The sequence below is a fragment of the Caulobacter sp. P4_E5 genome, assembly GCF_056401555.1.
Window position 1 is genome coordinate 47,636 of record NZ_JBFUJD010000011.1, and the last position, 13,149, is coordinate 60,784.

Annotated in this window: 12 protein-coding genes; 3 read left to right on the plus strand and 9 right to left on the minus strand. The window is 68.9% G+C overall.

Features of this window, described 5'->3' with window-relative positions; all coding sequences use genetic code 11:
* Positions 1-6: 6 nt before the first annotated feature.
* The 6 genes from AC1DSO_RS05635 to leuC all read right to left on the minus strand — a co-directional run bounded on the left by AC1DSO_RS05635 (position 7) and on the right by leuC (position 7,159).
* Positions 7-1,626 (minus strand): long-chain fatty acid--CoA ligase, encoded by a 1,620-nt coding sequence (locus AC1DSO_RS05635; protein WP_477067913.1) that lies wholly within the window; start codon positions 1,624-1,626, stop codon positions 7-9.
* Positions 1,627-1,689: 63 nt separating this feature from the next.
* Positions 1,690-3,492 carry a methyl-accepting chemotaxis protein gene (locus AC1DSO_RS05640; RefSeq protein ID WP_477067914.1) on the minus strand — a complete coding sequence of 601 codons (1,803 nt, stop codon included), beginning with the start codon at positions 3,490-3,492 and terminating at the stop codon, positions 1,690-1,692.
* Positions 3,493-3,587: 95 nt separating this feature from the next.
* The gene (gene leuB, locus AC1DSO_RS05645; protein ID WP_477067915.1) at positions 3,588-4,640 is read right to left on the minus strand and encodes a 3-isopropylmalate dehydrogenase; all 1,053 of its coding nucleotides are present in this window, start codon (positions 4,638-4,640) and stop codon (positions 3,588-3,590) included.
* A 26-nt stretch (positions 4,641-4,666) separates the two neighbouring features.
* Positions 4,667-4,969 carry a putative quinol monooxygenase gene (locus tag AC1DSO_RS05650; RefSeq protein ID WP_477067916.1) on the minus strand — a complete coding sequence of 101 codons (303 nt, stop codon included), beginning with the start codon at positions 4,967-4,969 and terminating at the stop codon, positions 4,667-4,669.
* Positions 4,970-5,108: 139 nt separating this feature from the next.
* Positions 5,109-5,717: a 3-isopropylmalate dehydratase small subunit gene (gene leuD, locus AC1DSO_RS05655; protein ID WP_477067917.1), complete on the minus strand. Its 609-nt coding sequence runs from the start codon at positions 5,715-5,717 to the stop codon at positions 5,109-5,111.
* Positions 5,717-7,159: a 3-isopropylmalate dehydratase large subunit gene (gene leuC, locus AC1DSO_RS05660; protein ID WP_477067918.1), complete on the minus strand. Its 1,443-nt coding sequence runs from the start codon at positions 7,157-7,159 to the stop codon at positions 5,717-5,719. Before leuC ends, leuD begins: the two co-directional genes overlap by 1 nt.
* Positions 7,160-7,283: 124 nt before the next feature.
* Between leuC and AC1DSO_RS05665 the strand changes: the two genes are divergently transcribed.
* Positions 7,284-8,846 carry an MFS transporter gene (locus tag AC1DSO_RS05665; protein WP_477067919.1) on the plus strand — a complete coding sequence of 521 codons (1,563 nt, stop codon included), beginning with the start codon at positions 7,284-7,286 and terminating at the stop codon, positions 8,844-8,846.
* A gap of 194 nt (positions 8,847-9,040) precedes the next feature.
* Here AC1DSO_RS05665 and AC1DSO_RS05670 read toward each other — a convergent pair whose 3' ends face one another.
* Positions 9,041-10,006: a LysR substrate-binding domain-containing protein gene (locus AC1DSO_RS05670; protein ID WP_477067920.1), complete on the minus strand. Its 966-nt coding sequence runs from the start codon at positions 10,004-10,006 to the stop codon at positions 9,041-9,043.
* Positions 10,007-10,099: 93 nt separating this feature from the next.
* Between AC1DSO_RS05670 and AC1DSO_RS05675 the strand changes: the two genes are divergently transcribed.
* Together AC1DSO_RS05675 and AC1DSO_RS05680 are read left to right on the plus strand one after the other, a co-directional pair.
* Complete coding sequence (locus tag AC1DSO_RS05675; protein ID WP_477067921.1) at positions 10,100-10,240, plus strand: hypothetical protein; 141 nt, start codon at positions 10,100-10,102, stop codon at positions 10,238-10,240.
* A 61-nt stretch (positions 10,241-10,301) separates the two neighbouring features.
* Positions 10,302-11,339, plus strand: a complete 1,038-nt coding sequence (locus tag AC1DSO_RS05680) for a M23 family metallopeptidase (RefSeq protein ID WP_477067922.1) — start codon at positions 10,302-10,304, stop codon at positions 11,337-11,339.
* Positions 11,340-11,757: 418 nt separating this feature from the next.
* Here the strand turns inward: AC1DSO_RS05680 and AC1DSO_RS05685 are convergent, their stop codons facing one another.
* Together AC1DSO_RS05685 and rplS are read right to left on the minus strand one after the other, a co-directional pair.
* Positions 11,758-12,384, minus strand: a complete 627-nt coding sequence (locus tag AC1DSO_RS05685) for a glutathione S-transferase family protein (RefSeq protein ID WP_477067923.1) — start codon at positions 12,382-12,384, stop codon at positions 11,758-11,760.
* Between the two features lie 366 nt (positions 12,385-12,750).
* Complete coding sequence (rplS, locus tag AC1DSO_RS05690; protein WP_477067924.1) at positions 12,751-13,146, minus strand: 50S ribosomal protein L19; 396 nt, start codon at positions 13,144-13,146, stop codon at positions 12,751-12,753.
* Positions 13,147-13,149 lie beyond the last annotated feature (3 nt).

Sequence of the window (13,149 nt, forward strand, 5' to 3'; positions counted from 1 at the left end):
GGGGCCTCAGCCGCCCAAATGCCCCTTCCACGCCGCGCGCAGCACCTTCTTGTCGATCTTGCCGGTGGCGGTCAGCGGCACCGGGGCGAAGACCACGTCGTCGGGGGTCCACCACTTGACGATGCGCGGAGCCAGATAGTCGAGCACGGCGGCCTTGGTCACCTCCGAGCCCGCGTGGGCCTCGATGACCAGCAGCGGCCGTTCCTCCCACTTGGGGTGCGGCACGCCGATCACGGCGGCGATCTTCACGCCCGGGCAGCCGACGGCGACGTTCTCCAGGTCGATCGAGCTGATCCATTCGCCGCCGGACTTGATGACGTCCTTCTGGCGGTCGGTGATCCGCATGAAGCCGTTGGCGTCGAGCGTGGCGATGTCGCCGGTGTCGAACCAGCCGTCGGCGCGGGCGGCGTCGGCCGACTGGCGGAAATAGCGGCGCACCACCCAGGGGCCGCGCACCAAGAGGGCGCCGGAGGTCTCGCCGTCCCACGGGGCGTCGGCGCCGTCCTCGGTCTCGACCTTCAGTTCGATGCCGAACTGCAGCCGGCCCTGGCGGGTCCAGATCGCCTCGTCCATCGCCGCCTCGCCCAGCGCGGCGAGGGCGGGGGTGGGGGTGGCGACCACACCGATCGGACAGGTCTCGGTCATGCCCCAGATCTGCAGGGTCTGGACGCCGTAGAGCCGCTTGAACGCCTCGGCCATGGCGCGCGGCACGGCGCTGCCGCCGATGACCACGCGCTTGAGCGTCGTCGGCGAGGCGTCGTTTTTCTCGAGCCACGCCAGGTACATCGTCCAGATGGTCGGAACGCCGCCGGTGAAGGTGACGCCTTCGTCCTCGATCAAGGCGTGTAGGCTGGCGCCGTCCATCTTGTCGGCGGGCAAAACGAGCTTGGCCCCGCACAGCGGCGCGCTGAACGGCAGGCCCCAGGCGGTGGCGTGATAGAGGCTGGAACAGGGCATGACCACGTCGAACGCCGTGAAGCCGAAGGCGCTGTTCAGCCCGCCGGCCATGGCGTGCAGCACCACGGCCCGGTGCGAATAGAGCACCCCCTTGGGATCGCCCGTCGTGCCCGAGGTGTAGCAGAGGAAGGCTCCGGCATTCTCGTCGAACACCGGCCAGTCGATCGTCTCGGGCTCGCCGGCGATCAGGGTCTCGTAGCTGATCGCGCCGACCGATCCAGGGAGGGTCCGCTCGGCGTCCGACAGCATGACGAAGGTCTTCACGGTGGTCAGCTGCGGCGCGATCCGCTCGACCAGGGCCGCGAAATTGCGCTCGAAGAACAGCACCGCGCTTTGCGCGTGATTGATCGTGTAGACGATCTGCTCGTCGAACAGGCGGGGGTTGGCCGTGTGCAGCACCGCGCCGATCCCGGGGACGGCGTAGAACAGCTCCAGGTGCCGGTGGGTGTTCCAGGCCAGGGAGGTGACCCGGTCGCCCGAGGCCACGCCTAGCCGCTTCAGCGCGTGCGCCGCCTGGGCCGCGCGCCGGCCAAGGCCCGCATAGTCGTAGCGCCACACGGGCTCGTCGATCAGGCGGGAGACGATCTCGCGCGCCCCATGGGCCTGGGCCGCATAGGTGAGGATGCCGCTGATCATCAGCGGCGGGGTCTGCATCAGGCCCGGGATCATCGGCTCTCCCAACTTTTCTTGTTGGGAAGAGCCTAGAATGTAAACGCCGGTAAGTGGAAGCCGTCAGGCGGCGCGGGCGACCGCGCCGGCCTGGGCTGGGCCGACCTGGAAGCGGCTGACCAGCACCGCCAGCTCGCCGGCCTCGCCCTTCAGCGAGTGGGTGGCGGCGGTGGCTTCCTCGACCATGGCGGCGTTCTGCTGGACGACCTGGTCCATCTGGTTCACCGCGACATTGACCTGGTGCAGGCCCGTGGACTGCTCCTGGGCCGAGGCGGCGATCTCCTTGACCAGGGCGTCGATCGAGGCGACCTGGCCGACGATGGCGCGCAGGGCCTCGCCGGTCTGGGCCACCAGGTCGACCCCGGCCCCGACCTGCCGGGTCGAGGTCGAGATCAGGGTCTTGATCTCCTTGGCCGCGTCGGCCGAGCGTTGGGCCAGGGCCCGCACCTCTTGCGCGACCACCGCGAAGCCGCGACCGGCGTCGCCCGCCCGGGCGGCCTCGACCCCGGCGTTCAGGGCCAAGAGGTTGGTCTGGAAGGCGATTTCGTCGATCACCCCGATGATCTGGTTGACCTGGTTCGACGAGGTCTCGATCTGGCTCATGGCCGTGACCGCCTGCTCGACGATCGTCCCCGAGCGCTCGGCCCCGGCGCGGGCCTGGGCGACCAGGCTCGAGACCTCCAGGGCCCCCGAGGCGGTCTTGCGCACGGTGGCGGTGATCTCGTCCAGAGCGGCGGCGGTCTCTTCCAGGCTGGCGGCCTGCTGCTCGGTGCGGCGCGACAGGTCGTCCGAGGCCTGGGCGATCTCTTCCGAGCCGGCGTGGATGCCGCCGGTGGCGCCGTTGATGCCGCGAAGGGCGTCCTGCAGGCGGTCGGCGGCGGTGTTGAAGTCGCTCTTCAGCCGGGCGGTCTTGGGGGCCAGCTGGGCGGTGATGCGGAAGGTCAGGTCGCCGGACGCCAGGCGGTCCAGGGCCTGGGCCAGGGCGGTCATGGCGAAGGCGTCGGCCTCGGCCTCGGCGGCCTTCTCGCGTTCGCGCTGTTCGCGCTCGGCCTCGGCGGCGGCGCGGTGGACCTCGACCTGCGCCTCGATGCGCAGCTTCTCGATGGCGGCGTCCTTGAAGACGACGACGGCGTCGGCCATCTGGCCGACCTCGTCCTTGCGGCCGGTCGCGGGGACCTCGACCGCGTGGTCGCCGGCGGCCAGGCGGCGCATGGCGCTGGTCATGGCGGCGACCGGGCCGCCGACGGCGCTCGACAGCAGCCAGCCCATCAGGCCGGCGACCGCCAGGGCCGTCGCGCCGCCGATCAGCAGCGACCAATTGGCCAGCGTCTGGGCGGCCTTGACCTCCCTGGCCCGGATGGCCACGCGCTCCTCGGCCGCGGCGACCAGTTCGGCCTGCAGGGTCCGAAGCTTGCTGAGGCTCTTCTGCCCGGCCAGCTCGGCGGCCTGGGGCCGGCCCGCCGGATCGGCGGCCAGGCGCATGGCCGGCTCGCCGACATCGCGGCGCCATTCGGCCATGGCCGCGCGCAGCTTCTGGATACGGGCCTTCTGGGCGGCCACGGTGGTCTTGGCCTCGAAGGCGTCGAGGCGGGTGTCGAACTCGGTCTTGGCGGTGGCGTAGTTGTCGGCCAGGCGAGGCTCGCCCAGCAGCGCGTAACCGCGCACGGCGTTCTGCTGCTCGATGACCTGGACCATGATCGCCTCGGCCTGGGCGACCAGGGCCAGGCTGCGCTGGCTGGAGACCGAGGCCTCGTTGATCTTCTTCAGGCTGGTGAACACCACCGTAGAAGACACGGCCGAGACCAGGATCACGGCGCAGAATGCCAAGCCCAGCTTCGCCGACATCCGCAGATCTTGAAAACGCATCACCGAACCCCGTCCTTGCGCAAGCAAGGCAGGAATTCGGCGATAAGTCTTAAGGTCTCATTTCGGTTAACAAGTATATCGCCGTTATCTGTACGTCAGATGTTCGCCAGAACGGCGTCGCCCATCTCGACAGTGCTCAATGAACCGCCCAGGTCTCGCGTCCGGGCGCCCTGGTCGAGGGTCTTCTTGACCGCCGCCAGCAGGGCGTCGGCGGCCTCGACCTGGCCCAGCGACCAGCGCAGCGCCATCTCGAATGACAGGATGGCGGCCAGCGGATTGGCCAGGCCCTTGCCGGCGATGTCGGGGGCCGAGCCGTGGATCGGCTCGTACAGGCCCGGCTTGCCCGGCGCGCCCAGGGCGGCCGAGGGCAGCATGCCCAGCGAGCCGGTCAGCATGGCGGCGGCGTCGGACAGGATGTCGCCGAACAGGTTGTCGGTGACGATGACGTCGAACTGCTTGGGCGCGCGGACCAGCTGCATGGCGCAGTTGTCGGCCAGGATGTGCTCCAGCTGGACGTCAGAGTATTCGCGGGCGTGCAGCTCGGTGATCACCTGCTTCCACAGCAGGCCCGACTCCATGACGTTCGACTTCTCGGCCGAGTGGACCTTGTTGGTCCGGCCCCGGGCCAGTTCGAAGGCCACGCGGCCGACGCGCTCGATCTCGCTGGTGGTGTAGACGGCGGTGTCGAAGCCCTTCTTCTGGCCGTCCGGCAGGTCCTCGATGCCGCGCGGCTGGCCGAAATAGACTCCGCCGACCAGTTCGCGCACGAACATGATGTCCAGGCCCGAGACCAGCTCGGTCTTCAGGCTGGACGCGCCGGCCAGGGCCTCGAAGCAGTAGGCCGGGCGCAGGTTGGCGAACACATCCATGGCCTTGCGCAGGTTCAGCAGGCCGGCTTCCGGGCGCAGGTGGCGCGGGGCGTTGGTCCATTGCGGACCGCCGACGGCGCCCATCAGCACCGCGTCGCTGGCGATGGCCTGGTCGCGGACCTCGTCCAGCAGCGGCGTGCCGTGGGCGTCATAGCTGGAACCGCCGTAGGGCGCGTCCGAGACCTGGAGGTCCGGGGTGAGGGCGGCCGCCACGCGGCGCACCTGCGCGCAGACTTCCGGGCCGATGCCGTCGCCGGGCAGGAGCAGCAGGGTGGACATGAAAGGCTCTCTCTAGATTTTTGCGCTTAGATTTGGCGGTAGTCGGAAACGTCGAAGGACGACAGGTCGCGGCCGTGCACGCCCAGGTCGGCGCAGGCGGCGCGCCAGGCGGCCATGTGCGGCGTGGCGCGATGGAATTCCAACGCCGCCTCGCTCTCGAAATGCTCGTAGACCCGGATCAGGCCGGGATCCAGCGGGTCCTCGGTCAGGGCGTAGTCCAGGCAGCCCGGCTCGCCGCGTGTGCCCTCGACCTGGGCGCGCAGGTGCGGACGCAGCTCGGCCAGCCGTTCGGGCGCGATGCGGATCGTGCCGGCGAGGATGAGGGTCATCTATTGTCCGCCTACAAAAATCTCGTCATCCCGGCCGTAGCGAAGCGGAGAGCCGGGACCCAGGGCCGCCGCACTGGGCTTGGCCCCTGGGTCCCGGGTCGGCCTACGGCCGCCCGGGATGACGAGCTGTTTTGCCGCTCTACGCCTCCAGCCAAGGCTGGCTGAGCGCGCGCTTGCTCTCATAGACGTCGATGTCGCCGCCATGCATCAGGGTCTCGCCGATGGCGTCGAGGCCCTTGAGCATCTTTTCCTTGCGCACGGGGTCGATGTCGAAGCGGATCACCCGGCCCGACGGCGAGACCACGGTCTGGGTCTCGAGGTCGACGCTGACCATGTGATTGCCGCCCTTGGCCTCTTCCATCAGGACGGACAGCTCTTCGGGCTTCACCACCACCGGCAGCAGGCCGTTGTTGAAGCAGTTGTTGTTGAAGATGTCGGCGAAGCTGGTCGAGATCACGCACATGATCCCGAAGTCCATCAGGGCCCACGGCGCGTGCTCGCGCGAGCTGCCGCAGCCGAAATTGTCGCCGGCGATCAGCACCGAGGCATTCTTGAACTCCGGCTTGTTCAGCACGAAGTCCTTGATCTCGTTGCCTTCGCCATCGAAGCGGAAGTCGTAGAACAGGCCCTTGGCCAGACCCTCGCGCTCCACGGTCTTGAGGAACTGCTTGGGGATGATCTGGTCGGTGTCGATATTGGCCAGCTCCAGCGGAGCCGCGCGGCCGTCGAGGCGGGTGAAGGCGCGCATCAGGCGGTCTCCTCCAGGAAGGTGCGCACGTCGACGAGATGGCCGGCGATCGCCGCCGCCGCCGCCATGGCCGGCGAGACGAGGTGGGTGCGGCCGGCGCGGCCCTGGCGGCCTTCGAAGTTGCGGTTGCTGGTCGAGGCGCAGCGCTCCTGCGGCTGCAGCTTGTCGGGGTTCATGGCCAGGCACATCGAGCAGCCGGGCTCGCGCCAGTCGAAGCCGGCGGCCTTGAAGATGGCGTCCAGGCCTTCTTCCTCGGCCTGTTCCTTCACGAGACCCGAGCCGGGCACGACCATGGCCCTGACGTGCGGGGCCACCAGGCGGCCGTGCAGGAAGGCTTCCTGGACCACGGCGGCGGCGGCGCGCATGTCCTCGATGCGGCTGTTGGTGCACGAGCCGATGAAGACGCGGTCGATCTTGGCCGCGGAAATCGGCTGGCCGGCGGTCAGGCCCATATAGTCCAGGGCCCGGTGGGCGGCGGCGCGCTTGTCGGGCGTGGCGAAGCTTTCCGGATCCGGGACGTTGCCGGTGACCGGAATGACGTCCTCGGGGCTGGTGCCCCAGGTGACCATCGGCACCAGCGCCGAGCCGTCGATGACCACCGTGCGGTCGAAGACGGCGTCCTCGTCGGTGAAGAAGGTCTTCCAGTGGCTCAGCGCCATGTCCCAGGCCGCGCCCTTGGGGGCCGCGGGCTTGCCCTGGATATAGGCGAAGGTCTTGTCGTCCGGCGCCACCAACCCGGCCTTGGCGCCGCCCTCGATGGTCAGGTTGCAGAGGGTCATGCGGCCCTCCATCGACAGCGCGCGGACGGCCTCGCCGGCGAACTCGATGACATAGCCGGTGCCGCCGGCCGTGCCGATCTCGCCGATCACGGCCAGGGCGATGTCCTTGCCGGTGACGCCGGGACCCAGCTGGCCATCGACGCGGACCAGCATGTTCTTGGCCTTCTTCTGGCGCAGGGTCTGGGTGGCCAGGACGTGCTCGACCTCGGACGTGCCGATGCCGTGGGCAAGGGCTCCGAAGGCGCCGTGGGTCGAGGTGTGGCTATCGCCGCAGACGATGGTCATGCCCGGCTGGGTGCGGCCCTGCTCGGGCCCGACCACGTGGACGATGCCGTTGCGGATGTCGCCCATCGGGAAGAATTCGATGCCGTTGTCGGCGACGTTGCGGGCCAGCGTCTTGAGCTGCAGCCGCGCTTCCTCGTCCGCCACCGCGTCGACGCCCAGGGCCTGGCCCTCGGTCGGGATGTTGTGGTCCGCCACGGCCAGCGTGCGGTCGGGCCGGCGCACCTTGCGGCCCGCCACGCGAAGGCCGGAGAAGGCCTGCGGGGTGGTCACCTCATGGATCAGGTGCAGGTCGATATAGAGGATCGCTTCGCCGTCCTGTTCGTTGACGAGGTGAGCGTCCCAGATCTTGTCGTAGAGCGTCTTGGATGTGCGGGTCATAGCGCCCCGCATCTAGGCCTTCGGAGCGGGCGCGTAAAGCGAGGAAACGCCGAGAATCCCTTGTTCGATCGCCGTCTGGCGATCGTTCCTGCCCCGTCGAGGCAGTAGAATGCGAGTGCAGCGCATGTTTTTTGCCCCGACGCCGCAATTGACCGAGGACGAGCGCGAGCGCGGCCTGCGCCACCTTGTCCTGGAGGCCGGCTTTTCCAACGCGGTCACGGCAGTGACCAGCGGCGTCATCCTGACCGCGTTCGCCCTGCACCTGGGCGCGTCGAACACCACGATCGGCCTGCTGGCGGCGGTGACCTTCTGGGTGCAACTGTTGCAGGCGCCCGGGGTGCTGCTGGTCGAGAAGCTCAGGACTCGCAAGCGGATCGCTATCCTGTCCAGCCTGATCAGTCGCTTCGCCCTGGCCGGCATGGCGCTGCTGGCCCTGTCGCGCGGCCAGGACGCGGCGACCCTGGCGATCCTGGTCGCGCTGCAGGTCTTCTACTGCGGGGTCGCGACGTTCGGCGGCTGCGCCTGGAACGCCTGGGTGCGGGATCTCGCCCCCGAGGCGCGGCTTGGTCAGATCTTCGCCAAGCGGACGATCAACGCCACCATTGTGGCCCTGGTCGCCAGCCTGGCCGCCGCCTTCGCCCTCGACCGCGCGCCGGAGGGCTCGACGTGGCGACCCGTCGCCTTCGCCGGCCTCTACGCCTTCGGCTTCCTGGCCGGTCTGTTCAGTTGCCGCGAGCTGGCCCTGACGCCCGAGCCGACGATGCCGCCGGCCACCGAGACCATCCGCCTGCTGCCGCTGCTGCGCGCGCCGCTGCGCGACCAGAATTTCCGGCGGCTGATCATGTTCCTGGCCAGCTGGCAGTTCGCGGTGAACCTGGCGACGCCGTTCTTCACGGTGTTCTTCGTCAAGCAGCTGGGGTTGGACATCACCTTCGTGGTGATCCTGGGCGTGGTCAGCCAGGCGACCAACGTGCTGGCGCTGCGCAGCTGGGGCCTGCTGTCGGACCGGTTCGCCAACAAGTCGGTGCTGGCCGTGGCCGCGCCGCTGTTCATCCTGTGCATCGCGGCCATGGTCGGGGCCTCGCAGATCCAGGACAAGGTCTGGGTCATGGCCTATCTGGTCGGGCTGCACGCCCTGATGGGCCTGGCCACCGCCGGCGTGACCCTGTCGTCGGGCAACATCGCCCTGAAGCTGTCGCCGCGCGGCTCGGCCACCGCCTATATCGCCACCAACGCCCTGATCAGCTCGGCGGCGGCGGGCCTGGCTCCCGTGCTGGGCGGGATGTTCGCGGACTTCTTCGCGGCCCGGCGGCTGGAGATCCTGCTGCGCTGGACCAGCCCCGGCGACGTGCTGACCCTGATGCCGCTGCGGGTGTCCAGCTGGGACTTCTACTTCCTGATCGCCTTCGTGCTGGGACTCTACGCCCTGCACCGCCTGGCCCTGGTCAAGGAGGCCGGCGAGGTCGACAGCAAGGCCATGGTCGGCGAGGTGATCGCCCAGGCGCGCCGCGACGTGCGCAACCTGTCGCCGATCGCGGGGCTAAAGCTGTTGACCGACGTCCCGGCCGCCCTGCTGCGCGACGCGCAGGTCCAGCGGCGCCTGCGCCGGGCGCGGGAACGGGCGCTCGAGCGGGAGCGGGAAAAGCATCGCGGGCCCGGCAAACGCCGCGTTCGCAAGGTGTCCTAGAACGACATAGGGCGCGCCTGTGTTTCGGCGCGCCCTAGCATCATTTTCAGCCTTCGGGGGCCGATGGCTCCGCCCGAAGAGGGCCGTCCACTAGAAAGGAGACGGTCAGGAAGCCCGACAAAGTCGGGGGTGGGTTAACCTCATCCCAGAACACGGGTTTGTCAAGATACGTGCGAGCGCACTTAAGCTTGACCTTAGGGGTTCGAGCGCGTCAGCGGCGAGGCGCCAGGGGCTTCCAGCGGCGTCATGGCGGCGTAGCGGGCGATCAGCGGATCGGCGGCGGCCTGGGCCAGCACCCAGTCGCGGAAGGCGGCGATCTTGCGCACCCGCGAGCGGTCGCTGGGATAGGCCAGCCAGTAGCCGCCGGTGTAGCGGGCCACCACGTCGAACGGCATGACCAGGCGGCCCTCGGCCAGCTCGCGGGCGAAGAAGATTGGCGAGCCCAGGGCCGCGCCGTGGCTGGCCAGGGCGCTGGCCACTTCCAGGGCCTGGGCGTCCGAGGCCAGGCGCGGATCCGAGCGTTGAGGCTTGGCCGTGACGCCGGCGGCCTGGAACCACTCGTCCCACTCGCGGGCGATGCCGATGCGCGACACCTCGAGCAGGTCCTCGGGTTTGGCCAGGCCGCCGATCCGGGCCAGGAATTCCGGCGAGACCAGCGGGGTCTGGACGGCGGGGACCAGGAAGTGGGCGGTCACGCCGGGCCATTGGCCGTGGCCGCCGCGCAAGGCCATGTCGACGCCCTCGCGCGTCAGGTCGATCACCCGGCTGGAGGCCTCCAGCCGCACGGCGATGCGCGGATGGGCGATCTGGAAGCCGCCCAGGCGCGGCGCCAGCCACTGGCCGCCCAGGCTCTGGACCGTGGTGATCGACAGCACCCCTTCCTCGACCTCGATCAGGTCGGACACCGCCGAGCGCAGCAGCGACATCGCCTCGGTCGCGGCCCGCGACAGGCGCTCGCCGGCCGGGGTCAGGGTCACCTCGCGCGGCAGGCGGTTGAACAAGGGCTGGTCCAGGCGCTGCTCCAGGGCCTTCACCTGCCAGCTGACGGCGGCCTGGGTCACGCCCAGCGCGTCGGCCGCGCGGGTGAAGCTCTTCAGGCGAGCGGCCGCCTCGAACACGCGAATGGCGCTGAGCGGCAGGCGGGCGAGGATGTCAGTCATAAGGCTACCTTATGAATAGCCAAGGAGGCCGCGTTTGTCACCTGGCCGCCGAACGACGATTTTCAATCCATCGACAAGCCACGGAAGGCGACGATGATGGACGAAGCTCTCAAGACCCATAAGGAAACGACGTTCGGCTGGGTGCTGAGCCTGCAACAGCTGTGGGCGGCGCTGCGCGCCCCGGCCAAGCCGACGGTCGTCCGCAAGCGCCTGCGCTATCTCGCCCCCCGATAAGCTCGCCTTGACCTTGCCGCCAGGCTCCCCAACTCCTTGAGCGAGGCGGAGGGGTGCGAAGATGGCGGACAAGGTTACCCGGCGCGCGGCCCTGGCCGCCCCCCTGGCCATGGTGCTCGTGTCGGATCCCGCGCGCGCCGCCGATCTCGTCCTGCGCCAGGCTCCGGCCGTGGTGATGGTCGAGGGCCGGCGGCGCGCGCTTTTCGAACTTCACCTCGGCAAGGCGCCGCTCGCGAGCGTGACGGTGCGTGACGCCGGCGGCGGCGCGGCCCTTGGAACGTTCGACGGCCCGGGCCTCGAGAGCCGGCGGGTCGTCCAAGACGACGGCGCGGTGGTGTTCATCGAACTGGACCTGCCCGCCGCGACGCGCCGGCTGGCCATCGAAGCCGCCGGCCAAAGGATCGAAGTCGATCTTCCGCCGGACTCTGGCCCCACGCTCGGCCCGCCCCTGCGCGGCGGGCCTTGGGCGGCGATCTACCAGGCCGACTGGCCGCGCGGGCATCGGCGAGTGTTCTACGCCCCGGACGGCAAGGCGCGCCTGCCGGGCCGCACGGCCATCGACTGGGTTCGCGTCGATGACCAGGGCCGCATCGCCACGGGCGACGCCGATCTCGCCAGCAACGCCCTGGGCTACGGCGCCGAGGTGCTGGCCGTGACTGATGCGACCGTCGCGGCCGCGCGCGACGGCGTCCCCGAAAGCGCCCGTGTCTCCCAAAACGGCAAGCATCCGGAGGACCTGGCGGCGGGGAACTACGTCTCGCTGGATCTCGGCGGTGGTCGCCACGCGGTCTACGAGCACCTGATCCCGGGCAGCCTGCGCGTGAAGACCGGCGATCGTGTGCGAAAGGGCCAGGTGATCGGCCGGCTGGGCTTCTCCGGCGACTCTACCGGTCCGCACCTGCATCTGCACGTCGCCGACGCGGCCAGGCCCCTGCTGGGCGAAGGCGTCGGCTACGGCTTCGAGCGCTTCACCTGGCTAGGCCGCTACGAGGACTTGAGCCGCCTGGGCTCGGCGCTGTGGATCCCGCTGGCGAGCCTCGATCCGGAGCGCCGCGAGGAGCTGCCCGGCTCGAACGTCGTGGTGCGTTTTCCGGAGTAAGCGGATCGGCAATGTCGGCTACCGACCTTGAGCGGACGTTTCGCGCCGTCCGATTCCCTCTCTCTTAGAGAGAGGGAGGGGCCCACGCCGTAGGCGTGGGAGGGTGAGAGGTTACACCCTCTCAGAACGAAGCTCTGACGAAACGCGCGACAGACAGGCCCAGGATTCACCGGCCAGCGGTGAAACCTCTCACCCTCCCACCGCTTCGCGGCGGGCCCCTCCCTCTCTCTCAGAGAGAGGGATTTCGGTGGGCGTCCCTAACATCCGGCTTCCAACCTTCTCAGCCCACCGGGGCGTCCGCTCTTTGGCTGTGAGTTCCAGGGTCTGCTTTCTGCGCCGCCGCCATTTCCCCGCTACCGACCCATTTCGGATGTTGAGTGCAGACCTCTCGTGTCTCGATTGGCGGGAGAGTCAGGGATCAGGCGTTCACCCCTTCGTGCGAACGCTCCATGGCGCGCTTGTAGGCGTCGCGGCCGGTGGTGCGGGCGAGGTAGGCCTGTTCGACGTCGCCGAGGGTGATGCCGCAGTTCCGTTGGCCCAGATTCAGGGCGTAGGTCACCGAGATGTCGGCGGCCGTGAAGGTCTCGCCGGCAAGGTAGGGCGAGCTGGCGAGCCGTTGGCTGACCAGCTTCAACCGCTTCTGGAACGACCTCAGAGACCAGGTCGCCCCCCAGTTCTCCCGCTCGGCCTCGGGCGCGATGAAGCGGCTGACGACGACGGGCATCATCAGGGTCGCGAGGCCGGCTTCGCCCAGGTGCAGAAACTGCTGGTAGGCGGGAAAGGTCGGATCCTGCGGCGCCGGCTCCAGTGGCGTCGGCCCGTAGCGGGCCATCAGGTACTCCATGATCGCGATCGACTCGACCATGACGACGTCGCCGTCCTGGATGGCCGGGATGTAGTCGGCGGGGTTGACCGCCAGGAACTCGGGGTCCTGCTCGGCGGCCAGCATGTCCACCTGCCGCACGCGGTAGGGAAGCCCCATCTCCTCCAACACCCAGACGACCCGGATTGATCGCGAAGTCTGTCCGCCCCAAACGGTGATCATGCGCCGGCCCTTTCCTGGCGTGACTGTGGAGCGACCGTAGCTTCCCCATCGCGAACAATCGACAGTCGTTCGCGGCCAGGGTCGATCGACATTCACTGAGTGTAGAATTTACCTGCCTTCCTGGGCCCCGTGCCCAGGATCCAGGGTTCAGCTTCAACAGAAGTGAGGCTGAGTTCACGGCCGTTCGGCCGCGCAAACCCAAAGAGGCCACACCTGCCTCCAACATGGGTCCTGGGCACAGGGCCCAGGAAGGCAGAGGGACTTGGACCTGTCCCGGATGAATGTCGATTGGCCCAAGGCCAGCGGCAAAGAAAAAGGCCCCGGCGTTTCCGCCAGGGCCTCGATCTTTTCCGAAGCTCGAAAAGCTTAGTCTTCCGACGAAGCCGAAGCCTTCGGGGCGCCAGCGCGCTCGGCGATACGGGCCGACTTACCGCGACGGTCGCGCAGGTAGTACAGCTTGGCGCGACGGACGACGCCGCGACGCTTGACTTCGATGCTGTCGATGCTCGGCGAGAGCAGCGGGAACAGACGTTCCACGCCTTCGCCGAACGAGATCTTGCGGACCGTGAAGCTCTCGTGGACGCCAGCGCCTTGACGGGCGATGCAGACGCCTTCGTAGGCCTGAACGCGCTCGCGCTCGCCTTCCTTGATCTTCACGTTGACGCGCAGGGTGTCGCCGGGACGGAATTCCGGGATCGTGCGGACGGCCAGCAGACGAGCGGACTCTTCCTGCTCGAGTTGCTTGATGATGTTGATAGCCATGTC

What these genes read in the sequence shown, in the direction of transcription:
- AC1DSO_RS05685 (WP_477067923.1), bottom strand. Translation starts at nt 12,384, where the DNA reads ATGATCACCGTTTGGGGCGGACAGACTTCGCGATCAATCCGGGTCGTC.
- AC1DSO_RS05635 (WP_477067913.1), bottom strand. Translation starts at nt 1,626, where the DNA reads ATGATCCCGGGCCTGATGCAGACCCCGCCGCTGATGATCAGCGGCATC.
- leuB (WP_477067915.1), bottom strand. Translation starts at nt 4,640, where the DNA reads ATGTCCACCCTGCTGCTCCTGCCCGGCGACGGCATCGGCCCGGAAGTC.
- leuC (WP_477067918.1), bottom strand. Translation starts at nt 7,159, where the DNA reads ATGACCCGCACATCCAAGACGCTCTACGACAAGATCTGGGACGCTCAC.
- AC1DSO_RS05650 (WP_477067916.1), bottom strand. Translation starts at nt 4,969, where the DNA reads ATGACCCTCATCCTCGCCGGCACGATCCGCATCGCGCCCGAACGGCTG.
- leuD (WP_477067917.1), bottom strand. Translation starts at nt 5,717, where the DNA reads ATGCGCGCCTTCACCCGCCTCGACGGCCGCGCGGCTCCGCTGGAGCTG.
- AC1DSO_RS05680 (WP_477067922.1), top strand. Translation starts at nt 10,302, where the DNA reads ATGGCGGACAAGGTTACCCGGCGCGCGGCCCTGGCCGCCCCCCTGGCC.
- AC1DSO_RS05640 (WP_477067914.1), bottom strand. Translation starts at nt 3,492, where the DNA reads ATGCGTTTTCAAGATCTGCGGATGTCGGCGAAGCTGGGCTTGGCATTC.
- AC1DSO_RS05670 (WP_477067920.1), bottom strand. Translation starts at nt 10,006, where the DNA reads ATGACTGACATCCTCGCCCGCCTGCCGCTCAGCGCCATTCGCGTGTTC.
- AC1DSO_RS05675 (WP_477067921.1), top strand. Translation starts at nt 10,100, where the DNA reads ATGATGGACGAAGCTCTCAAGACCCATAAGGAAACGACGTTCGGCTGG.
- rplS (WP_477067924.1), bottom strand. Translation starts at nt 13,146, where the DNA reads ATGGCTATCAACATCATCAAGCAACTCGAGCAGGAAGAGTCCGCTCGT.
- AC1DSO_RS05665 (WP_477067919.1), top strand. Translation starts at nt 7,284, where the DNA reads ATGTTTTTTGCCCCGACGCCGCAATTGACCGAGGACGAGCGCGAGCGC.